General features: G+C 73.3%; 17 protein-coding genes. 15 read left to right on the top strand and 2 right to left on the bottom strand.

Annotated features, from left to right (window positions below; translation table 11 throughout):
- Window positions 1-2 precede the first annotated feature (2 nt).
- From ACZ63J_RS03360 to gntA, 8 genes are read left to right on the top strand one after another with little or no spacing between them, the layout of a single operon-like run.
- Window positions 3-2,960, top strand: a complete 2,958-nt coding sequence (locus ACZ63J_RS03360) for a type I polyketide synthase (protein ID WP_465399945.1) — start codon at window positions 3-5, stop codon at window positions 2,958-2,960.
- On the top strand, window positions 2,957-3,814 hold the full coding sequence (locus ACZ63J_RS03365; protein WP_465312142.1) for a 3-hydroxyacyl-CoA dehydrogenase family protein: 858 nt from the start codon (window positions 2,957-2,959) through the stop codon (window positions 3,812-3,814). Before ACZ63J_RS03360 ends, ACZ63J_RS03365 begins: the two co-directional genes overlap by 4 nt.
- A 41-nt stretch (window positions 3,815-3,855) precedes the next feature.
- Entirely contained in the window at window positions 3,856-4,107 is a 252-nt protein-coding gene (locus tag ACZ63J_RS03370; protein ID WP_395922619.1) for an acyl carrier protein, read from the top strand.
- Window positions 4,108-4,121: 14 nt separating this feature from the next.
- Window positions 4,122-5,261 carry an acyl-CoA dehydrogenase family protein gene (locus ACZ63J_RS03375; protein WP_465399944.1) on the top strand — a complete coding sequence of 380 codons (1,140 nt, stop codon included), beginning with the start codon at window positions 4,122-4,124 and terminating at the stop codon, window positions 5,259-5,261.
- Window positions 5,258-6,322, top strand: coding sequence for an HAD-IIIC family phosphatase (locus ACZ63J_RS03380; protein WP_465399943.1), 1,065 nt, complete (start codon window positions 5,258-5,260; stop codon window positions 6,320-6,322). Before ACZ63J_RS03375 ends, ACZ63J_RS03380 begins: the two co-directional genes overlap by 4 nt.
- Window positions 6,319-7,062: a thioesterase II family protein gene (locus ACZ63J_RS03385; protein ID WP_465399942.1), complete on the top strand. Its 744-nt coding sequence runs from the start codon at window positions 6,319-6,321 to the stop codon at window positions 7,060-7,062. Before ACZ63J_RS03380 ends, ACZ63J_RS03385 begins: the two co-directional genes overlap by 4 nt.
- Window positions 7,059-7,796, top strand: a complete 738-nt coding sequence (locus tag ACZ63J_RS03390; RefSeq protein ID WP_465399941.1) for a 4'-phosphopantetheinyl transferase family protein — start codon at window positions 7,059-7,061, stop codon at window positions 7,794-7,796. Before ACZ63J_RS03385 ends, ACZ63J_RS03390 begins: the two co-directional genes overlap by 4 nt.
- Entirely contained in the window at window positions 7,793-8,497 is a 705-nt protein-coding gene (gene gntA, locus ACZ63J_RS03395) for a guanitoxin biosynthesis heme-dependent pre-guanitoxin N-hydroxylase GntA (protein ID WP_465341167.1), read from the top strand. Before ACZ63J_RS03390 ends, gntA begins: the two co-directional genes overlap by 4 nt.
- A gap of 127 nt (window positions 8,498-8,624) precedes the next feature.
- On the opposite strand, the gene ACZ63J_RS03400 is transcribed toward gntA, so the two are convergent.
- Complete coding sequence (locus ACZ63J_RS03400; RefSeq protein ID WP_465399940.1) at window positions 8,625-11,003, bottom strand: BTAD domain-containing putative transcriptional regulator; 2,379 nt, start codon at window positions 11,001-11,003, stop codon at window positions 8,625-8,627.
- Between the two features lie 356 nt (window positions 11,004-11,359).
- On the opposite strand from ACZ63J_RS03400, the gene ACZ63J_RS03405 reads away from it, so the two are divergent.
- From ACZ63J_RS03405 to ACZ63J_RS03425, 5 genes are read left to right on the top strand one after another with little or no spacing between them, the layout of a single operon-like run.
- Window positions 11,360-12,991 (top strand): fatty acyl-AMP ligase, encoded by a 1,632-nt coding sequence (locus ACZ63J_RS03405; RefSeq protein WP_465399939.1) that lies wholly within the window; start codon window positions 11,360-11,362, stop codon window positions 12,989-12,991.
- Window positions 12,972-13,241, top strand: coding sequence for an acyl carrier protein (locus ACZ63J_RS03410; protein WP_465312133.1), 270 nt, complete (start codon window positions 12,972-12,974; stop codon window positions 13,239-13,241). The genes ACZ63J_RS03405 and ACZ63J_RS03410 overlap by 20 nt, the downstream gene beginning before the upstream one ends.
- 1 nt (window position 13,242) lies before the next feature.
- Entirely contained in the window at window positions 13,243-13,560 is a 318-nt protein-coding gene (locus ACZ63J_RS03415; protein ID WP_465312132.1) for a hypothetical protein, read from the top strand.
- Window positions 13,560-16,730 (top strand): WXG100 family type VII secretion target, encoded by a 3,171-nt coding sequence (locus ACZ63J_RS03420; RefSeq protein ID WP_465399938.1) that lies wholly within the window; start codon window positions 13,560-13,562, stop codon window positions 16,728-16,730. Before ACZ63J_RS03415 ends, ACZ63J_RS03420 begins: the two co-directional genes overlap by 1 nt.
- 19 nt (window positions 16,731-16,749) lie before the next feature.
- The gene (locus ACZ63J_RS03425; RefSeq protein ID WP_465312130.1) at window positions 16,750-17,148 is read left to right on the top strand and encodes a hypothetical protein; all 399 of its coding nucleotides are present in this window, start codon (window positions 16,750-16,752) and stop codon (window positions 17,146-17,148) included.
- Window positions 17,149-17,555: 407 nt separating this feature from the next.
- Here the strand turns inward: ACZ63J_RS03425 and ACZ63J_RS03430 are convergent, their stop codons facing one another.
- Entirely contained in the window at window positions 17,556-18,365 is an 810-nt protein-coding gene (locus ACZ63J_RS03430; protein WP_465399937.1) for a class I SAM-dependent methyltransferase, read from the bottom strand.
- 25 nt (window positions 18,366-18,390) lie between these two features.
- Between ACZ63J_RS03430 and ACZ63J_RS03435 the strand changes: the two genes are divergently transcribed.
- Together ACZ63J_RS03435 and ligD are read left to right on the top strand one after the other, a co-directional pair.
- The gene (locus tag ACZ63J_RS03435; protein WP_465399936.1) at window positions 18,391-19,938 is read left to right on the top strand and encodes a glycoside hydrolase family 13 protein; all 1,548 of its coding nucleotides are present in this window, start codon (window positions 18,391-18,393) and stop codon (window positions 19,936-19,938) included.
- Window positions 19,935-21,500, top strand: coding sequence for a non-homologous end-joining DNA ligase (gene ligD / locus ACZ63J_RS03440; RefSeq protein WP_465399935.1), 1,566 nt, complete (start codon window positions 19,935-19,937; stop codon window positions 21,498-21,500). Before ACZ63J_RS03435 ends, ligD begins: the two co-directional genes overlap by 4 nt.
- Window positions 21,501-21,504: the final 4 nt, after the last annotated feature.

Genomic DNA, 21,504 nt, shown 5'->3' on the forward strand with positions numbered 1-21,504 from the left:
CCATGACCACGCAACCCAGGGACACCGGCGACGACATCGCGATCGTCGGCATGGCCGGGAACTTCCCCGGTGCGCCCGACATCGGCAAGTTCTGGGCCGACCTGTGCGCCGGCCGCGACGGCATCACCCGGATGACCCGCGACGAGCTGCTCGCCGCCGGGGTCGCGCCCGAGGTCGCCGACGACCCGGCGTTCGTGCCCGCGGCCGGGCTGCTGCCGGACATCGACCGCTTCGACGCCGACTTCTTCGGCTACAGCCGCGCGGACGCCGAACTGCTCGACCCGCAGCACCGGCTGTTCCTCGAGTGCTCCTGGCACGCCCTGGAGGACGCGGGGGTCGACCCCGACAAGATCGAGGGCCTGGCCGGCGTGTTCGCCGGCGGCGCGCCGAGCACGTACCTGATGTCGAATCTGCTGCAGAACGACGTCACGGCGCTGACCGTCGGCCCGGACCAGCTGATCCTGCAGAACGAGAAGGACCTGCTGGCGTCGCGGCTGTCGTTCGCGCTCGACCTGACCGGGCCGTCGGTGAGCGTGCAGAGCTGCAGCTCGACCGCGCTCGCCGCGGTCGCCCAGGCCTGCTCGAGCCTGCTGACCGGCGAGTCCGACCTGGTCGTGGCGGGCGCGGTGTCGGTCGTCGTGCCGCAGGACCCCGGCTACCTCTACCGCGAGGGCAGCCGGTTCGCCCCCGACGGGATCAACCGCATCCTCGACGCCGGCGCCAACGGCAAGGTCCCGGGCAACGGCCTGGGCGTGATCGTCCTGCGCCGCCTCGAAGACGCGCAGGCCGACGGCGACCGCGTGTACGCCGTGGTCCGCGGCTGGGCCATCCACCACGAGGGCAACCGCGCGCGGCAGGGCTTCAACCTGCCGGGCGTGCCGGGCCAGGCCGCTGTCGTCGCCGAGGCGATGGCCGCCGCCGACGTCGAGCCGGCCGAGATCGACCACGTCGAAGTGTCCACTTTGGGCACGCCGTTCGGGGACGTTGCGGAGATCTGCGCACTGCAGAAGATCTTCGACGTCGAGGGCGTCGAGAAGGTCACCCTCGGCTCGATCGACGCGAACCTCGGGCACATCAACCAGGCCGGCGGCATCGCCCGGTTCATCAAGGCCGCCCTCGCGCTGCACCACGAGAAGCTGCCGCCCGCGGTCAACTTCAGCACCCCCAACCCCCAGCTCGCGCAGAGCGGCGACAAGCTGGTCGTGCAGGCGGAGCTGGCCGACTGGCCGCGCGGCGAGCGGCCGCGCCTGGCCGGGGTGAGCGCCTACGGCTTCGGCGGCACCGACGCGCACGTCGTCATCGAGGAGGCCCCGGAGGACCACCCGGTGCGGCCGGCGCCGCGGCCGCACCACCTGCTTGTCTGGTCGGCGCGGACGGCCGAAGCCGCCGACGCGGCCACCGACCGGCTCGCCGCCCACCGTCCGGAGTGGACGGACCTCGCCGACGTCGCCTACACGCTGCAGGCCGGGCGCAAGGCGTTCGAGCACCGCCGGATGACCGTCGTCTCGTCCCTGGACGACGCCGCCGACGCGTTCACCGCCGAGAACCGGATCGTCGCCGAGGCCGACACGAAGCCACGGCGGACGGCCTTCCTGCTCGCCGGTGTCGGCGAGCAGTACCGCGGCATGGCGGGCGGCCTCTACGACAGCGAGCCGGAGTTCAAGGCCGCCGTCGACGAGTGCGCGGCGCTCTTCAAGCAGCACCTCGGCAGCGACCCGACCGAAACCCTGCTGGGCGCCCGCGGCGGCGACGGCGGCGACCTGGCCCGGCTGCTCGGCCGCGCCACCGACAGCGAGGAAGCAGGCCCGGCGGTCACGCAGCCTGCGGTGTTCACCCTCGGCTACGCGCTGGGCCGCCTGCTGCGCGCCTGGGGTGTCGAGCCGTCGGTGCTCGCCGGCTACAGCGTCGGCGAGTTCGCCGCCGCCGCGCTCTCGGGCGCGCTGAGCCTCGAGGAGGCGACCGCCCTGGTCGCGTTCCGCGCGCAGCTGGTCGAGAAGCTGCCGCCCGGCGCGATGGCCGCCGTCCCGGTCGGCGCCGACGAGCTCACCAGGCTGGTCGGCGACGTGACGGCGTTCGGCGTCGACGTCGCCGCGGTCAACGGGCCGCGCATGATCGTGGTCTCCGGCCCCGCCGAGGGCGTCGAGAAGCTGGCCGCCGCGCTCGCCGAACACGGCGTTCCCGCACGTCCGCTGCGGACGACCCACGCCTTCCACTCGCGCTCGCTGCGGCCGGCCGCAGCCGAGCTGACGGCCTGGGCCCGGCAGCACCTCACCCCGCGCGAGCCGGACGTCCCGTACCTGTCCAACGTCACCGGCGCGCCGATCACCGCGAAGCAGCTCAAGGACCCGGGCTACTGGGCCGAGCACATGTGCCGCCCGGTCCGGTTCGCCGCGATGATCGAGCATCTCGCCAGTGCCGCACCTGACACGGTGGTCCTGGAGCTGGGAGCCGGGCAGTCGCTGGGCTCGATGTTCCGCGGCCACCCGGACTTCCCGCAGGAGTCCTGGCCGCTGCTGGTGCCGACGTTGCCGGGCGAAGCCGATCCCCGCCCGGACACGGCGGTGCTCGCGGAGGCGCTCGGCCGGGCGTGGTTGTCCGGCGCGGACGTGGACTGGCGTGCCTGCCACGCCGGCCGCGAACCGCGCAAGACCACGCTGCCCGGTTACGCGTTCCACCGCGAGCGGTACTGGATCGAACCGACGACGACGCGGTCGGCGGCCGAGGTCGCCCTCGGCGCGCGGTCCGCGGAAACGACGGCGGAGCGGCCGGTCTACCTCGTCGAAGGCGAGCTCGACCGGACCGCCCGAGACCTCGCCACCCGGCTCGCCACCGAGCTGGGCGCCACGGTCCTGTTCGCCGGCGAACAGCCCGGGGGAGCCGACGCCGTGCGCGCGACGCACGGCCGGCTCGACGGCGTGCTGGACCTGACCACGAGCAACGCAGCCAAGGAGGAACGATGAGCCTCGTCGGAGTCGTCGGCGCCGGTGTGATGGGCACCGGGGTCGCGCAGAACCTCGCCACCAGCGGGCACGACGCCGTGCTCGTGGACGTCGACCCGGGCAAGCTGGCCGACGCCCGCGACCGGATCGAGCTCGAGTGCCGGATGAGCCGGATGCTCGGCGGCCCCGAGCTCGACGCCGAGGCCGTGCTCGGCCGGATCACCACCGGCACCGAGCTCGAGCTGCTCGCCGAGGCCGAGGTCGTGATCGAGAACATCACCGAGAACTGGGACCTGAAGTCCCGCCTCTACCCGAAGCTCGACGAGGCCTGCAAGGCCGACACCGTCTTCGTCGTCAACACCTCGGCCATCCCGATCACCAAGGTCGCCGCGCTCACCTCGCGCCCGGACAAGGTGATGGGCGTGCACTTCATGAACCCGGTGCCGATGAAGCCGGCGTGCGAGTTCATCCCCGGCTACCACACCAGCGAGTCCACGAAGGACATCGTCCGGACGCTGCTGGAGTCGATGGGCAAGAAGCCGATCCCGGTCAACGACGCCTCGGGGTTCGTCTCCAACCGCGTGCTCATGCTCACCGTCAACGAGGCCGCTTTCCTGGTGCACGAAGGTGTCGCCGACGCGGCGACCGTCGACGAGGTGTTCCGCAGCTGCTTCGGCCACCCGATGGGCCCGCTGGAGACCGCGGACCTGATCGGCGTCGACACGATCCTCTACAGCGTCGAGGTGCTCTACGACGAGTTCAACGACGGCAAGTACCGCCCCTGCCCGCTGCTCAAGCAGATGACCGCGGCCGGGCTGCACGGCCGCAAGAGCGGCAAGGGCTTCTACTCCTACAGCGCGGCCGGCGCCGGCTGAGCCGCCGGCGCCCCCTTCCCCCACACGAGAGAGGCTTTCCCATGTCGCAGGACGTCCGCGGCGAGATCCGCACCTTCATCGGGGCGAAGTTCCCCGGCCTGTCGTTCACCGACGAGCAGGACATCTTCGCCCTCGGCTTCGTGAACTCGCTCTTCGCGATGGAGCTCGTCATGTTCATCGAGAAGGCGTTCGCCACGCGGATCCCCAACGAGGAGCTGAAGCTGGACAACTTCCGCACCGTCGAGCGGATGACCGAGCTGGTGCAGCGGCGCACGGCCGCGGCCGCGCACTGACCGGGGAGGCCGAGGTGACGGCGAGGACACGGCCGGAGGCTCCCGAGCTCGTGGTGGTCGGGCGCTTCGTCGACGACGAGGTCGCCCCGCACGCGAACGGGTGGGAGCAGGCCGAAGAGATTCCCCACGAAGTCCGCGGGCGGGTGGCCGACCTCGGCCTGTGGGCCCCGTTCCTGCCGGCGGAGTCCGGCGGCGCGGGCATGGACATGGTGACCCTCGGGCGGGTGCACGAGGAGGTCGGCCGCGGCTGTTCGTCGCTGCGCAGCCTGCTGACCGTGCACACCATGGTCACCGCCACGGTCGAGCGCTGGGGCGACGACGAGCAGCGTGAGCGGTGGCTGCCGGCCCTGGCCGCCGGGGACACCCTCGGCGCGTTCTGCCTGACCGACCCGGACTTCAGCGGCAGCGACGCCACCGCGGCCGGCACCGTCGCCGTCGCCGGCCACGGCAGCTGGACGCTCACCGGCCGCAAGAAGTGGATCACCGGCGGCCAGCGGGCGGGCCTGCTGCTCGTGTTCGCCCACACCGCCAACGGGATGACGGCGTTCCTGGTGCCGGCCGACCACCCCGGCGTGCGGGTCACGCCGGTGCGGCACGTGCTCGGCACCACGGCCAGCATGCTGGCCACCATCGAGTTCGACGACGTCCGGCTCGACCCGGACGCGCTGGTCGGGCCGCCGGGCTGGGCCGCGGGCACGGTGATGACCGGCGCGCTCGACCTCGGCCGCTACAGCGTCGCCTGCGGCTCGGTCGGGATCGTGCGGGCCGCGCTGGCCGCGTCCGCCGCCTACACCTCGGAACGCTCGGCCGGCGGCGGGCTGCTGCGCGACCTGCCGCAGATCCGCGCCAAGATCAGCGACATGGTCACCGCGCGCGACGCCGCGCGGCTGCTGTGCGAGAAGGCCGGGCGGCTCAAGGACGCCGGCGACCCGGCGACGATCATGGCCACCTGGGTGGCCAAGTACTTCGCGTCCACCGCGGCCGCGCGGGCGGCGTCGGACGCCGTCCAGATCCACGGCGCGAACGGCTGCGGCCCCGACTACCCCGTCGCGCGGCTGTACCGGGACGCGAAGGTCATGGAAATCATCGAGGGCAGCACCCAGATCCAGGAGCTGACCATCGCGGACGAGGCCTACCGGGAGGTGGCGGGATGACCAGCGCGGAAACCACGGCGGTGGCGGAGAAGCCGAAGCGCGGCCGCATCAAGTGCGTGGTCTGGGACCTGGACAACACGGTGTGGGACGGCACCCTGCTGGAGGACGGCGACGTCACGGTGCGCCCCGGCGTCGTCGCCGAGATCAAGCGGCTCGACGAGCTGGGTGTGCTCCACTCGGTGGCCAGCCGCAACGACCACGACGCGGCCATGGCGCGCCTGAAGGCGGCCGGGCTGGCCGAGTACTTCCTGCACCCGCAGATCACCTGGAACCCGAAGTCCGGGTCCGTGGAACGGATCGCGAAGGCCCTCAACATCGGCCTGGACGCGATCGCGTTCGTCGACGACCAGCCGTTCGAGCTGGAAGAGGTCGCGCACGCGCTGCCCGCGGTGAAGACCGTCGACGTCGCAGACCTGGCGGAAACGCTGGCGTCGGAGGAGTTCCGGCCCAAGTTCGTCACCGACGAGTCGCGCGTCCGCCGTCAGCTCTACCGGGCCGCCGCCGAGCGGGACCAGGTGGAGCAGGACTACGAGGGCACGAACGAGGAGTTCCTGTCCACTTTGGACATGACGTTCACGATCTCGGCGGCGCAGCGCGAAGACCTGCAGCGCGCCGAGGAGCTGACCGTCCGCACCAACCAGCTCAACTCGACCGGGCGGACCTACTCCTACGACGAGCTGGACCGGCTGCGGACCTCACCCGACCACGTGCTGCTGGTCGCGTCGCTGTCGGACAAGTACGGCGGCTACGGCAAGATCGGCCTGGCGCTCGCCGAGCGCGGCGCCGAAGCCTGGCACCTGCGGATGATGCTGATGTCGTGCCGCGTGATGTCCCGCGGGGTCGGCACGGTGCTGCTCAACCACATCATGGGGCTGGCCAAGGCCGAGGGCGCCAAGCTGCGCGCGGACTTCGTCGAGACCGGCCGCAACCGCGTCATGTACGTGACCTACGCGTTCGCCGGGTTCAGCGAGATCTTCCGCGACGGCAACCAGCTGGTGCTGGAGTCGGACCTCGGGCAGATCCAGCCGCCGCCGGCCTACCTGACGCTGGAGGTGCGATGACCACGGCGACCGCGCGGCCGTGGCTGCCCGGCGGGCTGCCCGCGACCGGCGCCACGAAGCTGTTCTGCTTCCCGCACGCCGGGGCGAGCGCGGCGGTCTACCGGAGCTGGACGGCCGCCGCGGGGGACGACCTGGTCGTGCTCCCGGTCCAGCCGCCCGGCCGCGCCGAGCGGGGCCGCGAACGGCCGCACGACAGCGTCGAGGCGCTGGTCGACGACGCCGTTGACGGGCTGTCCGACACGCTGACCGGGGACTTCGCCTTCTTCGGGCACAGCCTCGGCGCCCTCGTGGCGTACCTGCTGACGCGCCGGCTCGCCGAGCGCGGCGCGACCCTGCCGCGGCACCTGTTCGTGTCCGGCCGGGCCGCGCCCCAGCTGCCCGACACGCGCCCGCCGCTGCGCGCGCTGCCCGACGACCGGCTCGCCGCGGAGCTGGACGCCCTCGGCGGGCTGCCTGACGTCCTGCGGCGGGAGCCGTCGCTGCTGGCGATGTTCCTGCCGCTGATGCGCGCCGACCTGGCCGTCAACGAGACCTACCGGCACGTGCCGGGGGAGCGGCTGCCGGTGCCGGTGACCGCGTTCGGCGGTGACCACGACCCGCGGGCGAGCGAGGACGAGCTGGCCGCGTGGCTCGAGCTGGGGACGGACCCGGCGATGTTCACCTACGTCGGCGGGCACTTCTACCTCGAGGAGCGGGTGCCGGAGCTGCTGCGGGTGATGCGGCGGAGGCTGGCGCGGTGACCACGGACTGGTCGCCGGCGTGGCGGCAGCCCTCGGGCGCGGTCGGCGAGCGGCTGCGGCCGGGCCGCGACGTGCACGTCTGGCGGATCGGCCTGGGCCGCGTCCTCGGCGTGTCCGACGTCTGCGGCCTGCTCGGCCGGCTGTCCGACGACGAGCTGCGCCGCGCGGCCCGGATCACGGTCGACGAAGAGCGCACCCGGTTCCTGGCCTCGCACGTCGCCCTGCGCGACGTGCTCGCCGGGTACGTGCCCGGCGAGCTGCGGTTCACCCGCGACGGCGACCGCCCGGCGCTGGCCGGCGACTCCGGGCTGGAGTTCAGCCTGTCCCGCTCCGGCGGCCTGGCGCTGGTCGCGGTCGCCGCCGGGGTGCGTGTCGGGGTCGACGTCGAGGAGATCCGCGCCGTGGACCACGTCGGGCTGGCGTCACGCACGCTGGCCGCGTCCGAAGCCGCCGACGTCGCCGAGCCGGAGACGTTCTTCCGGTACTGGACCTGCAAAGAGGCCTACCTCAAGGCCGAAGGGGTCGGCCTGGCCGGGCTCCCGGGCCCGGCCTTCACCCTCACCGGCGGCGAAGCGGGGTGCCCGGACAGTCCCGAATGGACGGTCACGGAACTGGCCGCCGGCCCCGGCCACGCCGCGGCGCTGGCCGTCCCGGCGCGCCCGGTGACGGTGCGCGCCTTCGACTGGCTCCCGGGCCGGACCCCGGCCGGAGCGCACGGGAAAGGAGCGACATGAGCGAGCCGCGAGCGGAGCTCGAAGAGTTCATCCAGACCAAGGAGTTCAGCTGCCTCGGCGCCCGGTCGGCGCTCAAGCGCGGCTCCATCGAACACGGCCACTACCCGGCACTGGGCGACCCGGCGTCGGCCCGCGCCAACTACCGCGACCTGCTCGGGTACGCGCGGGGCATCCGCCCGACGCTGTCGGACAAGAGCTTCCGCACGTTCGTCTCGACGTTCGAGACACCCGGCGGGATCCTCGACGAGGAGGAGCACGAGCGCCTGTTGTGGCGCCACCTCCAGCTGATGCACGACATCGACAGCCGCACGTACGGCCTCGACGAGGGCGCGACGTCCGACCCGGCCGAGCCCAACTTCGGCTTCCACGTGGCCGGCCACGCGTTTTTCATCGTCGGCATGCACCCGGGCGCGTCCCGCGCGAGCCGCCGGTTCGTCCGCCCGGCGATCGCGTTCAACTCCCTGATGCAGTTCATGCTCCTGGGCGACAAGTTCTTCTCGATGCAGGACGCGATCCGCAAGCGCGAGAACACGAACAACGGCTCGGTGAACCCGAGCTTCACGACGTACGAGTACCAGATGCCGTCCCGCCACTTCGCGGGCCGGATGACCGAAGAGGACTGGAAGTGCCCGTTCAGTTCCCGGCACGAGGCGTCGGCGGTCAAGTACGACTCGGACGTCATGCAGCGCCCCACCGGCTGACGTCGGACACGAGGAAGCCCCGGTCACTTCGGTGGCCGGGGCTTTGTCGTGCGCCGGGACTCCCGCCGTGTGGGGGACATGGCTGTGCCGCCTCCCGCAGGCGAGAGGCGGCACAAGACGCGGACGCTCAGGCGGGGATCTCCGTGCGGGCCGCCCGGCTCACCGGACGGCGCAGCAGCTCGGTCCGCACCGACCGCGGGATCCGCTGGTAGGCCAGCTCCCGCAGCGCCGCGCGCCGGAACGTGAAGCCGTCCTCCTCGCGCTGCAGCACGTCGCGCTCGGTCAATGCCGTCAGCGCCGCCGCTACCTCCGAGGCGGACCGGTCGCAGACCGAAGCCACGTCGGACGCGTCGAAGACGTCTCCGGTCAGCGTCGCCGCCTTCAGGACCGCCTTCTCGGCCGGGGGCAGGCTGTCCAGCAGGGCTGACAGCGTCCGGCGGACCAGCGGGGGTGTCGTCTGGGCCGCGAACGGCGTTGTGCGGCCGCGGACGCTGTCCGCGTAAGCGTGCGCGAAACGCGGGTTGCCGCCGATGCGCGTGATCAGCTCGCGCTTGCCGCGGGCCAGGCGGGTCGTGCCTGGGAGCAGGACGTCGAGCAGGCCGGCCACCGCGTCGTCGGCGAGCGGGGCCAGGGTGACCGTCGTCTGCCCGGCCGAGCCCGGCGCCGGCTCGGGCGAGCCGGGGCGCGCCGTCGCGACCACCAGCACCGGCAGGCTCGCGCAGGCGCCGCCGAGGGCGGACACCGGCAGGCCGGACTCGTGGACGTCGTCGGCCAGCACCACCAGCGGCCCGTGCGCGGTCAGCTCGGTCGCGGCCGCGCGCAACGCGTCGTCGTCGCCCTCGGCGCGCAGCCGGGCCACCGTGCGGGGGAGCAGCCCCGGCGCGCCGGCGAACGTCGCCGCCAGGTCGCCGGACGCCTCCAGCACCCGCACCTCGGGCCGCTTGGCCAGCAGCTCGCCGAACTCCGCGAGCAGCCGCGTCTTGCCGATGCCGGGCTCGCCGAGCACCGTGATCCGGTGCGGGCGGCCGCCGTGCTCGACAAACCCGAGGAAGTGGGCCAGCAGGGCGAGGTCGTGGTCGCGGCCGGCGAACGTGCCGGGGTCGGGCGTCTCGGCCACGACGTGCGGACGCACCGAAGCCGCCTGCCACCAGTCGGGGGAGTCGTCGGCGGCGCCGTAGACCACCGTCGGCTCGCTCGCCTCTCGCACCGCGTCGGAGACCCGGACGCGGCCGTCGGGGGCGGCCAGCGCGGACCGGACGCAGCGGTCCAGCACCGGCCCGGTGACCACCGGCCCGCCGGGGGAGGACTCCGCCAGGACGTCCCCGGCGTCGACGCCGATCTGCGTGACGACGCCCGCGGCGGCCAGCCGGTCGCGGATCCGCAGCGCGGTGCGGACCGCACGCACGGCGTCGTCGTCGCGGGTGCCGGGCAGGCCGAACACCGCCAGCTGCACCGGGCCCGGGCCACCGGGCAGGTGGGCGCCCTCGGCTTCGGCCTCTTCTTCGGCGACGGCGCGCAGCCGGGCGAGGACCTCGACGGCGTCCTCGGGGTCGTCGTCGCCGGTGTCGGCGGGGGCGATGCCGACCACGACGACCGGCTTCCGCTCGGCGTCGGCCGGCTCCGGGCGGGCCGGGGCGACCGCGATCACCGGCGGCGCGGGCGAGACGGGCGGTGCGGGCGTGACCGGCGGCGTCGGCAGGACCGGCGGCGCGACGGGCCGGGGCGCGGGTTCGGGCGCCGGCTCGTGGGTCAGCAGGGTGTCGTCGTGCTGCAGGATCGCCCGCTCCAGCTCGCGCAGCTCCTTGCCCGGCTCCAGGCCCAGCCCCTCGGCGAGGGCGACCCGGGTCGCGCGGAAGACCTCGAGCGCGTCGACGTGCCGGCCGCAGCGGTACAGCGCGGTCATCAGCTGGCCGTTGAGGCGCTCGCGGTTCGGGTGGGCCTCGGCCAGCGCCCGCAGGTCGGTCAGCACCTCGTGGTGGCGCCCGCGGTCCAGCTCGAGCGCGAACAGCTCCTCGTGCACGGCCAGCCGCTCGTCCTCGAGCGCGGTGAGCTCGGGCCAGGCGACCCCGGTCTCGGCGAGGTCGGCGAGCATCCGGCCCCGCCAGAGCCCGAGCGCCTCGCGGTAGGCCGCGATGGCCGTCTCGTCGTCGCCTGCCGCGGCCCGCCCGGCCGCGACCAGCCGCCGGAACCGGGCGACGTCGACCTGCTCACCGTCGACCCGCAGCAGGTACCCGGGCGCGTGGGTGAGCAGCATCGGCGGCTCCTCCCCGGCGCCGGACCGCGCGGCGAGCGTCGTGCGGAGCCCGGAAACGGCGTTCTGCACCATCTTGCGCGCGGTCGCGGGGACCCCGTCCGGCCAGAGGGCCGAGAGCAGCGTGCTCGTCGCGACGACCTCGTTGTGGTGGAGCAGGAGGAAGGCCAGCACGGCTCGCTGGGTCGCCCCGCGCAGCACGACCGGGCGTCCGTCGTGGACTACGTCGAGTGGGCCGAGAAGGTCGAAACGCACGGGTCACCGCCTTGTCCGGGCTTGTGAAGACGATCTCCACCGTGGGCCACGAACGGGGTCGCCGACAACGCCTGGGGCCCGATACTGGCGGGGTGCCAGGCCGCACCGGAACGATGCCAGTTACCGCCGGATGTGTTGACGATGACCGGGGGAACTGCTATCGGAAACCGGCCGGAACCGAGGGGAACCGAACGCGGGCCCGCCGCGTCCGAGTGGTCGTGGTGGCGCCTGGGACGGCCGCCCGGCCCGTGAGCAGGACGGCGGCCCGGGCGCTCGGTGCTGCCCGCGGGCAGCGTCCACAAAGCACCGCGCACCGCGGGCGAACCGGAGCCGGGGCGTCCAGTAGGTTGCGGAGCGTGTCCCGTCCGACCGTGTCCGTGCCCGAAGCGGTGCTGCGCACCTCGATCGTGGAGTGCCTGTTCGCCCGCGCGGACGACGAGCGCCCGCTGTTCACCCACCAGGACCACTCGCACACCACGGAACACACGCTGACGTGGGCGGAGTTCGCCGCCCGGGTCCGCGTGGTCGCCGGGGAGCTGCGCCGGGCCGCCGAGCCAGGGGAGCGGGTCGCGATCCTCGCCGGGCAGGAGCTCGCCTACCCGCTCGCGTTCTTCGGCGCGCTCGCCGCCGGGCTGGTCGCCGTCCCGCTGATGGCGCCGTCGAGCCCCGCGCAGGCCGAGCGGCTGACCGGGATCCTCGCCGACTCCGGCGCACGGCTGCGGCTGACGTCGAAAGCCGTGGCGGAGCGCCTGCCGGGGGACGGCCTGATCGTGATCGACGACCTGGCCGGCCCGGGCGCCGACCCGGTGCCGTCGGAGCCGGAAACGCCCGCCTACCTGCAGTACACCTCCGGTTCGACGCGCGAGCCGGCCGGCGCGGTCGTCCCGCACCGGGCGATCGTCGCGGCCTGCTGGCAGGGCAGCCGCGCCTACGCCGTCGACGAGGGCACGACGTGTGCCGGCTGGATCCCGTTCTTCCACGACATGGGCCTGATCCAGCTGCTGTGCCTGCCGGTCTTCGCCGGCGGGCGCTCGGTGTTCATGGCCCCGGCCGAGTTCGTGCACCGGCCGGAGCGCTGGCTGCGGCAGCTGAGCGACTACCCCGCGGTGTTCACCGCCGCCCCGAACTTCGCCTACGACCTCGCGGCCGACGCCGCGGGTGCGGGCGAGTTCGACCTTTCCGGCGTGAGTGTCGCCCTCAACGGCAGCGAACCCGTCCGGCCGCGCACGGTCGAGCGGTTCCAGGAGGTCTTCGGGCCGCACGGGTTCCGCCGCGAAGCGCACCGGCCGTCCTACGGGCTCGCCGAAGCCACCGTCTACGTCGCGAGCGCGGGGCCGGAAGGCCCGCGGGGCGCGGTGTTCGACCGCGAAGCCCTCGCGCAGGGCCGGGCCGTCGAAACCGTCGAAGGCCAGGAACTGCTGTCGGTCGGCCGTCCGGTCGGGCAGCTGGTGCGGATCGTCCACGACGGCGAGGAGCAACCCGACGGCCTGGTCGGCGAGATCTGGGTGCACGGCCCGAACGTCGCGACCGGGTACTGGGGCCGCGGCGACGGCACGGCGTTCGGCGCGACCCTCGGCGGCCTCGGCGGCTGGCTGCGCACCGGCGACCTCGGTGTGGTGCACCGCGGCGACCTCTACGTCACCGGCCGGCTCAAGGACCTCATCGTCATCGACGGCCGCAACTTCCACCCGCAGGACATCGAAGCGTCCGCGGGCGAGGCCCACCCCGCGGTGCGCCGCGACCGCGTCGCCGCGTACGGGGTGTCCGACGACGAGGGCGAAGGGGCTGTCGTCGTCGCGGAATGGGTGCGCGGCGCCGAGGCGGACACCAAAGAGGTGACCCGGGCCGTGCTGCGCGCGGTGTCGAAGGAGCACGATCTCACGCTCCGTGCGGTACGTCTGGTCCCTTCCGGCGGACTTCCGCGCACATCCAGTGGCAAGGTCGCTCGGTCGGCCGCCAAGGCACGTTATGGTGGCGGCCGTGGGTGATCACCGCGCCGAGGTCACGAGGGTCGTCATCGACACCTTCCGGCTCGACCCGGCCCTCGTCGAGCCCGACGCCCCGCTGGAGGAGCTCGGCATCGACTCGAAGGGCCGGATCCGCCTCCTGGCGGCACTCGAGGTCTATTACGGGGTCACCATCGACCTCGACCTGCTCGACCGCTTCACCGACGTGGGATCCGTGGCCGGCGTGCTCGCGGAAGCCCTGGGAACCGAAGAATCCGAGGAAAGGCGCTGACATGAGCGGCGGGGGGTACACCGCGACGACGGAAGCGTTGTCGACGGCGTCCAAGACGATCGGTGACCTGGCGGAGCACCTGCTGGACGACAACCCGGACCTGGAGACGCCGGAGGTGACCGCGGAAGGGTTCGGCCGGGCGCACAACGCCCACGCCGCGAAGTACACCGCGGGCGCGCAGGCCCTGTGGGCCGCGGTCTCCGGCTACAGCACCACGCTGGGCTCGTTCGGCACGAACCTCGGCACCGCCGGGTCGGCCTACGGCGCCAACGAGGAAAACCAGGCGGGCGCGATCACGAACGCCGGAGGGTCGCTCTGATGGCCGAGAAGAAGAAGTGGTCCGACGTCAAGGCGATCCTCGACGACCCGAGCGTGCCGGCGGCCCAGAAGAGCACGCTGATCAGCAGCTGGCTGCGGGAGAACCCGCCACCGCCGCCGTTCCTGGCCGACCAGGAACCGGACGACATCAAGCAGAAGCGCCAGGAAGCCGACAAGTACGCGACCGCGTACAACGCGAACCCGTTGTTCGCCGGGCAGTCGGTCGACGAGGCCTACGACAAGGCGAAGTCGAGCGGCGACCAGAACTCCTACAACGAAGACCAGGAGAAAAAGGCCGTCGACGACGGCAAGGCCAAGCTCGACGGCACGAAGCCGCCCGCCGCCGGGGAGAACGGCGCGGGCGCTTCCGGGACGAAGACGTCGGACGAGATCTTCGACGCCGCCGCTCCCGCGCTGAAGCTGTTCGAGACGTTCGGGTCGCTGCTGGCGAAGATCCCCGCCGACTGCCGGGGCAACACCCGCGCGATCGACCTCGACAAGGACATCCGCGCGCCGTTCGACGAGCAGCGCGGGATCAGCTTCGAGCACTTCGTCAACGACGCCGCGCACTTCAAGACCGGCTCGGAGACGGTGGACCAGACGGTGGAGGACACCGGTTCGCAGCTGGGCTCCCTCTTCAAGACGTGGACCGGCGCCGGCGCGGACGCCGCGTCCGACACCTACAACGACAAGATCCAGCCCAAGGCCTCGAAGCTGTCCCAGACGCTCGGCAACGTGAGCGAGGCGACGCTGAACACCGCCACCACGGTGTTCCAGCTGTGCAAGGGCAAGGCCGACGCGGTGGTCGGCATGTACACCGACCTGGTCGGCAAGGCCGACTACACGATGGCGCAGAAGGTCATCGCGGTCGCCAGCGGCGAGCACGGCAACGAGCAGGACCTGGCCCAGATCGCGGGCTGGATGGACCTCAACTTCGGCACGAACCTGGTCAAGACCCTCAACGACCAGGGCTGCTGCGACGGCGACGAGATCAAGAAGCACGGCCAGGACCTGGCCAAGCAGTGGATCCAGAACCAGTTCAACCCCGACATGTGGGACCGGCTCTACCAGGGGTTCGCGAAGACCTGCAAGGACACCAAGGACCTCGTCGACCAGGCGTACGACGCGCTCGACAAGGTCATGGGCAAGGTCAAGAACGAGTTCGAAGGGGTGTCGCTGCCGGGGGGTTCCGGCGGGGGGCCCGGGGGAACCGGTGGCACGGGCGGCGGTCCGGGTGGCTCGGGTTCCGGCTCGGGCGGTTCCGGTTCGGGTTCCGGTGGCTCGGGTGGCGGGTCCGGGAGTGGCTCCGGTTCGGGCATTCCCGGCGGCGGTGGTCCGGGCGGTGGCGGTTCGGGTTCAGGCGGTTCCGGCAGTGGCTCCGGCTCGGGGATTCCCGACGGCGGCGGCTCGGGTTCCGGCTCGGGCTCGGGTTCCGGTGGTTCGGGCTCGGGTGGTGGCTCGGTGCCGCCGATCCCCGACACGACAACACCTTCCGACAGCGGTCCGGTGGGCGGCGGGTCCGGTTCGGGCTCCGGCGGTTCGGGTTCTGGCTCCGGTTCCGGCTCCGGCTCTGGTGACAACGGCCAGGCCGCGGCCCAAGCCGCCGCCGAAGAGGCCAAGAACAAGGCGGCCGACGCGCTGAAGCAGTTCAGCGGCCCGGGGATCCAGACGGATTCGGGCGCGGGCGCGGGTTCCGGGTCCGACCTCGGCTCGGGTGGCGGTTCGGGCTCCGGCGGTTCCGGCTCGGGTTCGGGTTCGGGTAGTGACGACACTTCGCCGTCTTCGGTGCCGCCGCCGTCTTCCGGCGGTCAGGACGCGGCGGCCGCGGCCGCCGAAGCGGCCAAGAAGAAGGCCGCCGACGCGCTGGCCGAGTTCAGCGGACCGGGCATCGAGACGGATTCGGGCGCCGGCGGTGGATCCGGCGCCGGAAGCGGCCTCGGCGGCGACGAAGGTCTCGGCGGCGGCGGTTCCGGCTCGGGCGGCGGGTCCGGGTCCGGGTCCGGTTCGGGCTCCGGCGACGACGGCAAGGCCGCGGCCGAGCAGGCTGCGGAGGACGCGAAGAACAAGGCGGCCGACGCGCTGAAGGAGTTCAGCGGCGACCCGATCAAGACCGAACCGGGCGGCGACCACCCCGGCCTCGACACCGACGGCGACGGCAAGCCGGACAGCCCGCTGGGCGAGGACAAGGACGGCGACGGCAAGCCGGACCATCCGCTGGGCGAAGACAAGGACGGCGACGGCAAGCCGGACAGCCTGCTCGGCGACGACAAGAACGGCGACGACACGCCGGACACCCTGAAGGTCAAGCAGGGCGACAAGACCTTCGAGATGACCGAGCCGGACCACGACGGCAAGATGGACATCAAGGTCGGCGACGGATCCGGCCCGCTGAAGGACTACAAGCTCGACTGGTCCGACGACGCGAAGGCGGGCGACGGTCCACAAGGGACGGACGACGTCCACTGCCCGGGCCCGGACGGCAAGATCCACATCGACGACGGCGGGGTGAAGATCACCGCCGAGCGGCCCGACGGGCCGGACGGGCCGACCGTCGTGACCGTCGACGACGGCAGCGGCAAGCCGACCACCTACACCCTCGGCGAAGACGACAAGAACACCCCGGGCGGCGCCCACCACCTCGCCGACGACACGCTCGGAGGCGGCAAGAAGGACGCCCTCGGCGACACCCCGATCTCACCCGCGCACGGCGGCAAGATCGACGACCTGCCCACCCACCGCGGCACCCTCGACGGGCTCACCGGCGGCGGTGGCGGCGGGCACGAGGGGCTCGGCGGCGGTGGCGGGGGTGGCCTGTCGTCGGCCGGTCTCGACCCGGTCGGCGCCGGAGCGGCGTCGGGCGCGCTGGGCGACACGCCGTCGTTGTCCGAAGGCGCCCACAGCGGGACCGCGGCGCACCAGCCGCAGCCCGCCACGGCGGCGTTCGCCCCGGCGGGTGCCGGGGCGCCCGGCGCGGCCGGCCAGAGCTTCGGCGGCGGCGGGATGGCGCCGATGGGCGGCATGGGCGGCGCCGGCGGCGGTGGCGGCGACCAGGAGCGCAGCAACCGGGCCTACCGGATCGACGGCGGTGTCTTCGAGCCGATCGCCGAGCCGACCGGCCGGATCGTCGGCTCGCTGGACGAGGAGGAGCCGCCGGCCGCCCGCCGGTGGTGAGCGTGGCACGGGAGGACGCATGACCGACATCAGCGGGATGAAGGCCGAGCTGGACGGCCTGGTCCGCGAGCAGTCCGAGCGCCGCGCGCTGCGGGAACAGCGGGGCGAGGAGATCAAGGCGCGCTCGCAGGAGTACATGACGAAGCAGGTCCAGGCCGCGGAGCGGTACGTCCAGCGCCGCCGGGAGCTCGCTCAGCGCAAGACGAAGTCGGGGTGGAGCACAGACCGTTCGGGCGCGGAGCCGCCTTCGGCCTTCGACTCGGACGCGTTCGGCGGCGAGCCGGGCTCGGCGTCCCCGTTCGCCCCGACGTCGGCGCCCCCGATGGCCCCGCCGTCACCCCGCGACGAGCCGCCCCGCCGCGGCCGCCGCGCACGCATGGACGAGGACGACGACGGGTTCACGAACAACCCCTGGTGAACGGGGCCGGCCGTGGCGAGCATCCCGCTCCCGCGGCCGGGTCACGGCCACCAGAGGTCGACCGCGATCTCGCGCAGTGTCTCGGCGAACACGCCGTTCGGGCTGGCCCGTTCCAGCAGCTCCCGCGGCTGGGTCATGGCCGCCAGAGGTCGACGGCGATCTCGCGCAAGGTCTCGGCGAACATGCCGTTCGGGCTGGCCTGTCCCGGCAGCTCCCGTGGCCGGTCATGGCCGCCAGAGGTCGACGGCGATCTCGCGCAGTGTCTCGGCGAACATGCCGTTCGGGCTGGCCCGTTCCGGCAGCTCCCGTGGCCGGTCATGGCCGCCAGAGGTCGACGGCGATCTCGCGCAGTGTCTCGGCGAACACCCCCTCCGGGCTGACCCGCCTCAGCAGCTCCCGCGGCCCGGTCACGGCCACCAGAGGTCGACCGCGATCTCCCGCAATGTCTCGGCGAACACCCCCTCCGGGCTCGCCCGCCCCAGCAGCCCCCGCAGCTCGGCCTCGAACTCCGCCCGCCGGTCCCCGAATAGGTGCGGCGCCGAGCTCGACAGTGAGAACACCGCTGCCACGACGTCGTCGAGCTGCCGCACGACCACCCGGCCCGGCACCTCGAACCGCCGTGGGCCGCCGAACCCCGCGGCCCGGTAGATCTTCGCTTCACCGCCGGCCGTCCCGTTCGGCAGTGAGCCCTGGCCCGCGCGCCGCACCGGGCCGAGGAACTTCCGCACCAGCTCGGTGATCGCGTCGTGCGGTGGCGGCGGGTGCGCGAGCGTCTCGCCCTCGATGCCCTGGTGCGTCGTCGCGTGCACGTGGGCGCAGGCGCCGCCCGGCTCCAGCATCGCGCGCACCGTCGTGGCGACCTGGAGCCGGTCGAGCCAGTGGAACGACTGGGCGAACGTCACCAGCCGGAACCGGCCCAGCCCGGCGGGCAGCTCTTCGGCCCGCCGGTGCACCCAGCGGCAGTTCCCGATCCCCGCCACGGCGGCGAGGCGCCCGGCCTCGGCGAGCATGTCCGCGTCCGCGTCCAGCCCGACCGCTTCCGAAAACTCACCGGCCAGCAGCAGCGTCAGCGAACCGGGCCCGCAGCCGACGTCGAGCAGGCGGCCCGACCCGTCGAGCCCGGCCTCGGCCACGATCGCGGTGGCGAGCTCGCGCGGGTAGGCGGCCCGGCCACGCGCGTAGTACTCGGCGCTGCCCGCGTACAACGACGAATCCATGCCCTCAGCGTAGATACTCGGATCCATGAACGAGTGGTGGCGCGACGCCGTGGTCTACGAGGTCTACGTACGGAGCTTCGCCGACTCGGACGGCAACGGTGTCGGTGACCTCGCCGGCCTGCGCTCCCGGCTCGGGTACCTGGCCGATCTGGGTGTCGACGCCGTGTGGACCACCCCGTGGTACCGCTCGCCGATGGTCGACGGCGGTTACGACGTCGAAGACCACCGGTCGGTCGACCCGCTCTTCGGCGGCGACCAGGACGCGCTCGAGCTCCTCGCCGAGGCGCACCGGCTCGGCCTGCGGGTGATCATCGACGTCGTCCCGAACCACACCTCCGACCGCCACCCCTGGTTCCGGGCCGCGCTGGCCGCCGGCCCCGGCTCACCCGAGCGCGCGCGGTACCACTTCCGGCCCGGCCGCGGCGTGGACGGCGAGCTGCCGCCCACCGACTGGCGCAGCGTCTTCGGCGGCCCGGCCTGGACCCGCGTGCCCGGTGGCGAGTGGTACCTGCACCTGTTCGCCCCCGAGCAGCCCGACCTGAACTGGGACCACGCCGAGGTCCGCGCCGAGTTCGAGGACCTGCTGCGGTTCTGGTTCGCGCGCGGCGTCGACGGCGTCCGCATCGACGTCGCCCACGGCCTGCTCAAGGACCCGGGGTTCCCCGACCTCGGCGCCGAAACCGACGTCAGCCCGCACTGGGACCGCGACGGCGTGCACGACGTCTACCGTTCGTGGCGGAAGGTCGCCGGCGAGTTCGGCCCCGACCGGGTGTTCGTGGCCGAGGCGTGGGTCGACCGGCCGGACCGCCTGGCGCGGTACGTCCGCCCGGACGAGCTGCACACGGCGTTCAACTTCGACTTCCTGCTGGGCGAGTGGGACGCGGTCAAGCTGCGGGCGGTGGTCGACCGGACCCTCGACGCGCTGGGCGCGGTCGGCGCGCCCGCGACGTGGGTGCTGTCCAACCACGACGTCGTCCGGCACGTGACGCGCTTCGCGGGGGAGTCCGGCCTCGAACCGGGCCGCCGACGGGCCCGCGCCGCGCTGCTGCTGATGCTGGCGCTGCCCGGCGGCGCTTACCTGTACCAGGGCGAAGAACTGGGGCTGGAGGAGGTCGAGGACCTGCCCGAAGCGGTGCTCGCCGACCCGACGTGGGAACGCTCCGGCCACACCCGCCGCGGGCGCGACGGCTGCCGGGTGCCGCTGCCGTGGTCGGGGACGGCGCCGCCGTTCGGGTTCACCGAGGACGGCGTCCGGACGTGGTTGCCGCAGCCCGGCCACTGGCGGGAGCTGACCGCGGAGAAGCAGGCTGCCGACCCCGTGTCGGTGCTCAGCCTGTACCGCGCCGCCCTGGCCGCCCGCCGGGCGCACCCGGCGCTGGGGGACGGGACGCTGGCGTGGCTGCCCGCACGGGAGGGCGTGCTGAGGTTCGGCCGGGAGCCGGGGTTCGAGTGTGTGGTGAACCTGTCCGCCGAGCCGTACGAGCTGCCCGGGGACACGCGGGTGCTGCTCGCGAGTGTGCCTCTGGTGGACGGCCGGGTGCCTGCGGACGCGGCCGTGTGGGTCGAGCGGTGAGCCCGGCGGACCGCAAACTGCGGCGCTACCAGGAGATGCGTGACTTCGGCCGGACCGCCGAACCGGCCGGCGGAGGCGCATCCGGCCCCGATGGTCACCGGTTCGTCGTGCAGCGGCACCGCGCCCGCCGGCTGCACTACGACTTCCGGCTGGAGCTCGACGGGGTGCTCGTCAGCTGGGCGGTGCCGAAAGGTCCTTCGCTGGACCCGAAAGCGCGCCGGCTGGCAGTGCACGTCGAAGATCATCCGATCGAGTACGCCGACTTCGAAGGGGTCATTCCGCACGGGGAGTACGGCGGCGGCGACGTCATCGTCTGGGACCGCGGGGTCTGGCGGCCGGTCGAGCCCGACCCGGCCCGGGCGATCGAGGAGGGCACGCTGCACTTCGACCTCGACGGCGAGAAGCTGGCCGGGCGGTTCGTCCTGGTGCGCACCAGCCGCGGGGACAAGGAACAGTGGTTCCTCCTGCACAAGACCGACGAACACGACCAGGCCGGCTGGGACGCCGAGGACCATCCGCGGTCGGTGAAGAGCGGCCGCACGAACGACGAAGTGGCCGCCGCGCCCTCGGCGTTGTGGCACGGTGACCGGCCGGCCGCGCAGGCGGAGGAGGCCGTCGGCTTCCCAGCCGCGACCGAGGACGAGCTGGCGGCGCTCGACGACCTGGGCGCCAAGGGAAAGTGGTCGATCGGCGGCCGGGAGCTCACGCTGACCAACCTCGACAAGGTGCTCTTCCCCGGCCCGGCGCCCGGCACGAAGCGGGACCTGATCCGCTACTACGTCACGGTAGGGCCGGCGATACTGCCGTACCTGGCCGGGCGCCCGCTCAACACCCAGCGGTTCCCGGAGGGGGTGACGGAGCCGGGTTTCTACCAGAAGGAGGTTCCGCGGCACGCGCCCGAGTGGCTGACCACCTGGCACAACGAACGCGCCGACGCCGGTGAGAGCCAGCGTTACGTCGTCGCCGACAGCGTCGCGACACTGGCGTGGCTGGCCAACTACGGCGCGCTGGAGCTGCACGCGTGGACGTCCCGCGCCGCCGACGTCGACCACCCGACGTGGGTGCTGTTCGACATCGACCCGGGCCCGGAGACGACGTTCGCCGACGTCCTGGAGCTGGCGCGGCTGCACCGCACGGCGCTGGAGCACCTCGGCCTGACCGGGCGGCCCAAGGTGACCGGGCAGCGCGGCGTCCAGGTCTGGGTGCCGATCGCGCCGCACCGGACGTTCGAGGAGACCCGGACGTGGGCGGAGACGGTGTCCAAGACCATCGGGCAGGTGCTCCCGGAGCTGGTCAGCTGGGCGTGGACGAAGGACAAGCGCCGGGGCCGCGCCCGGCTCGACTACACGCAGAACGTGCGGAACAAGACGCTGGTCGCGCCGTACAGCGTCCGCCCGCGGCCGGAAGCGCCGGTGTCGGTGCCGCTGGAGTGGGACGAGCTGGACGACCCGGACCTGAAACCGGACGGCTGGACGATCCGCGAGGTCCCGGCGCGCCTGGCCGAGCGCGGCGACCCGTTCGCGGCGTTGCTCGGCGTGGCGCAGGAGCTGCCGGGGCTGTAACCGG

The sequence above is a fragment of the Amycolatopsis sp. NPDC104863 genome (assembly GCF_055582965.1).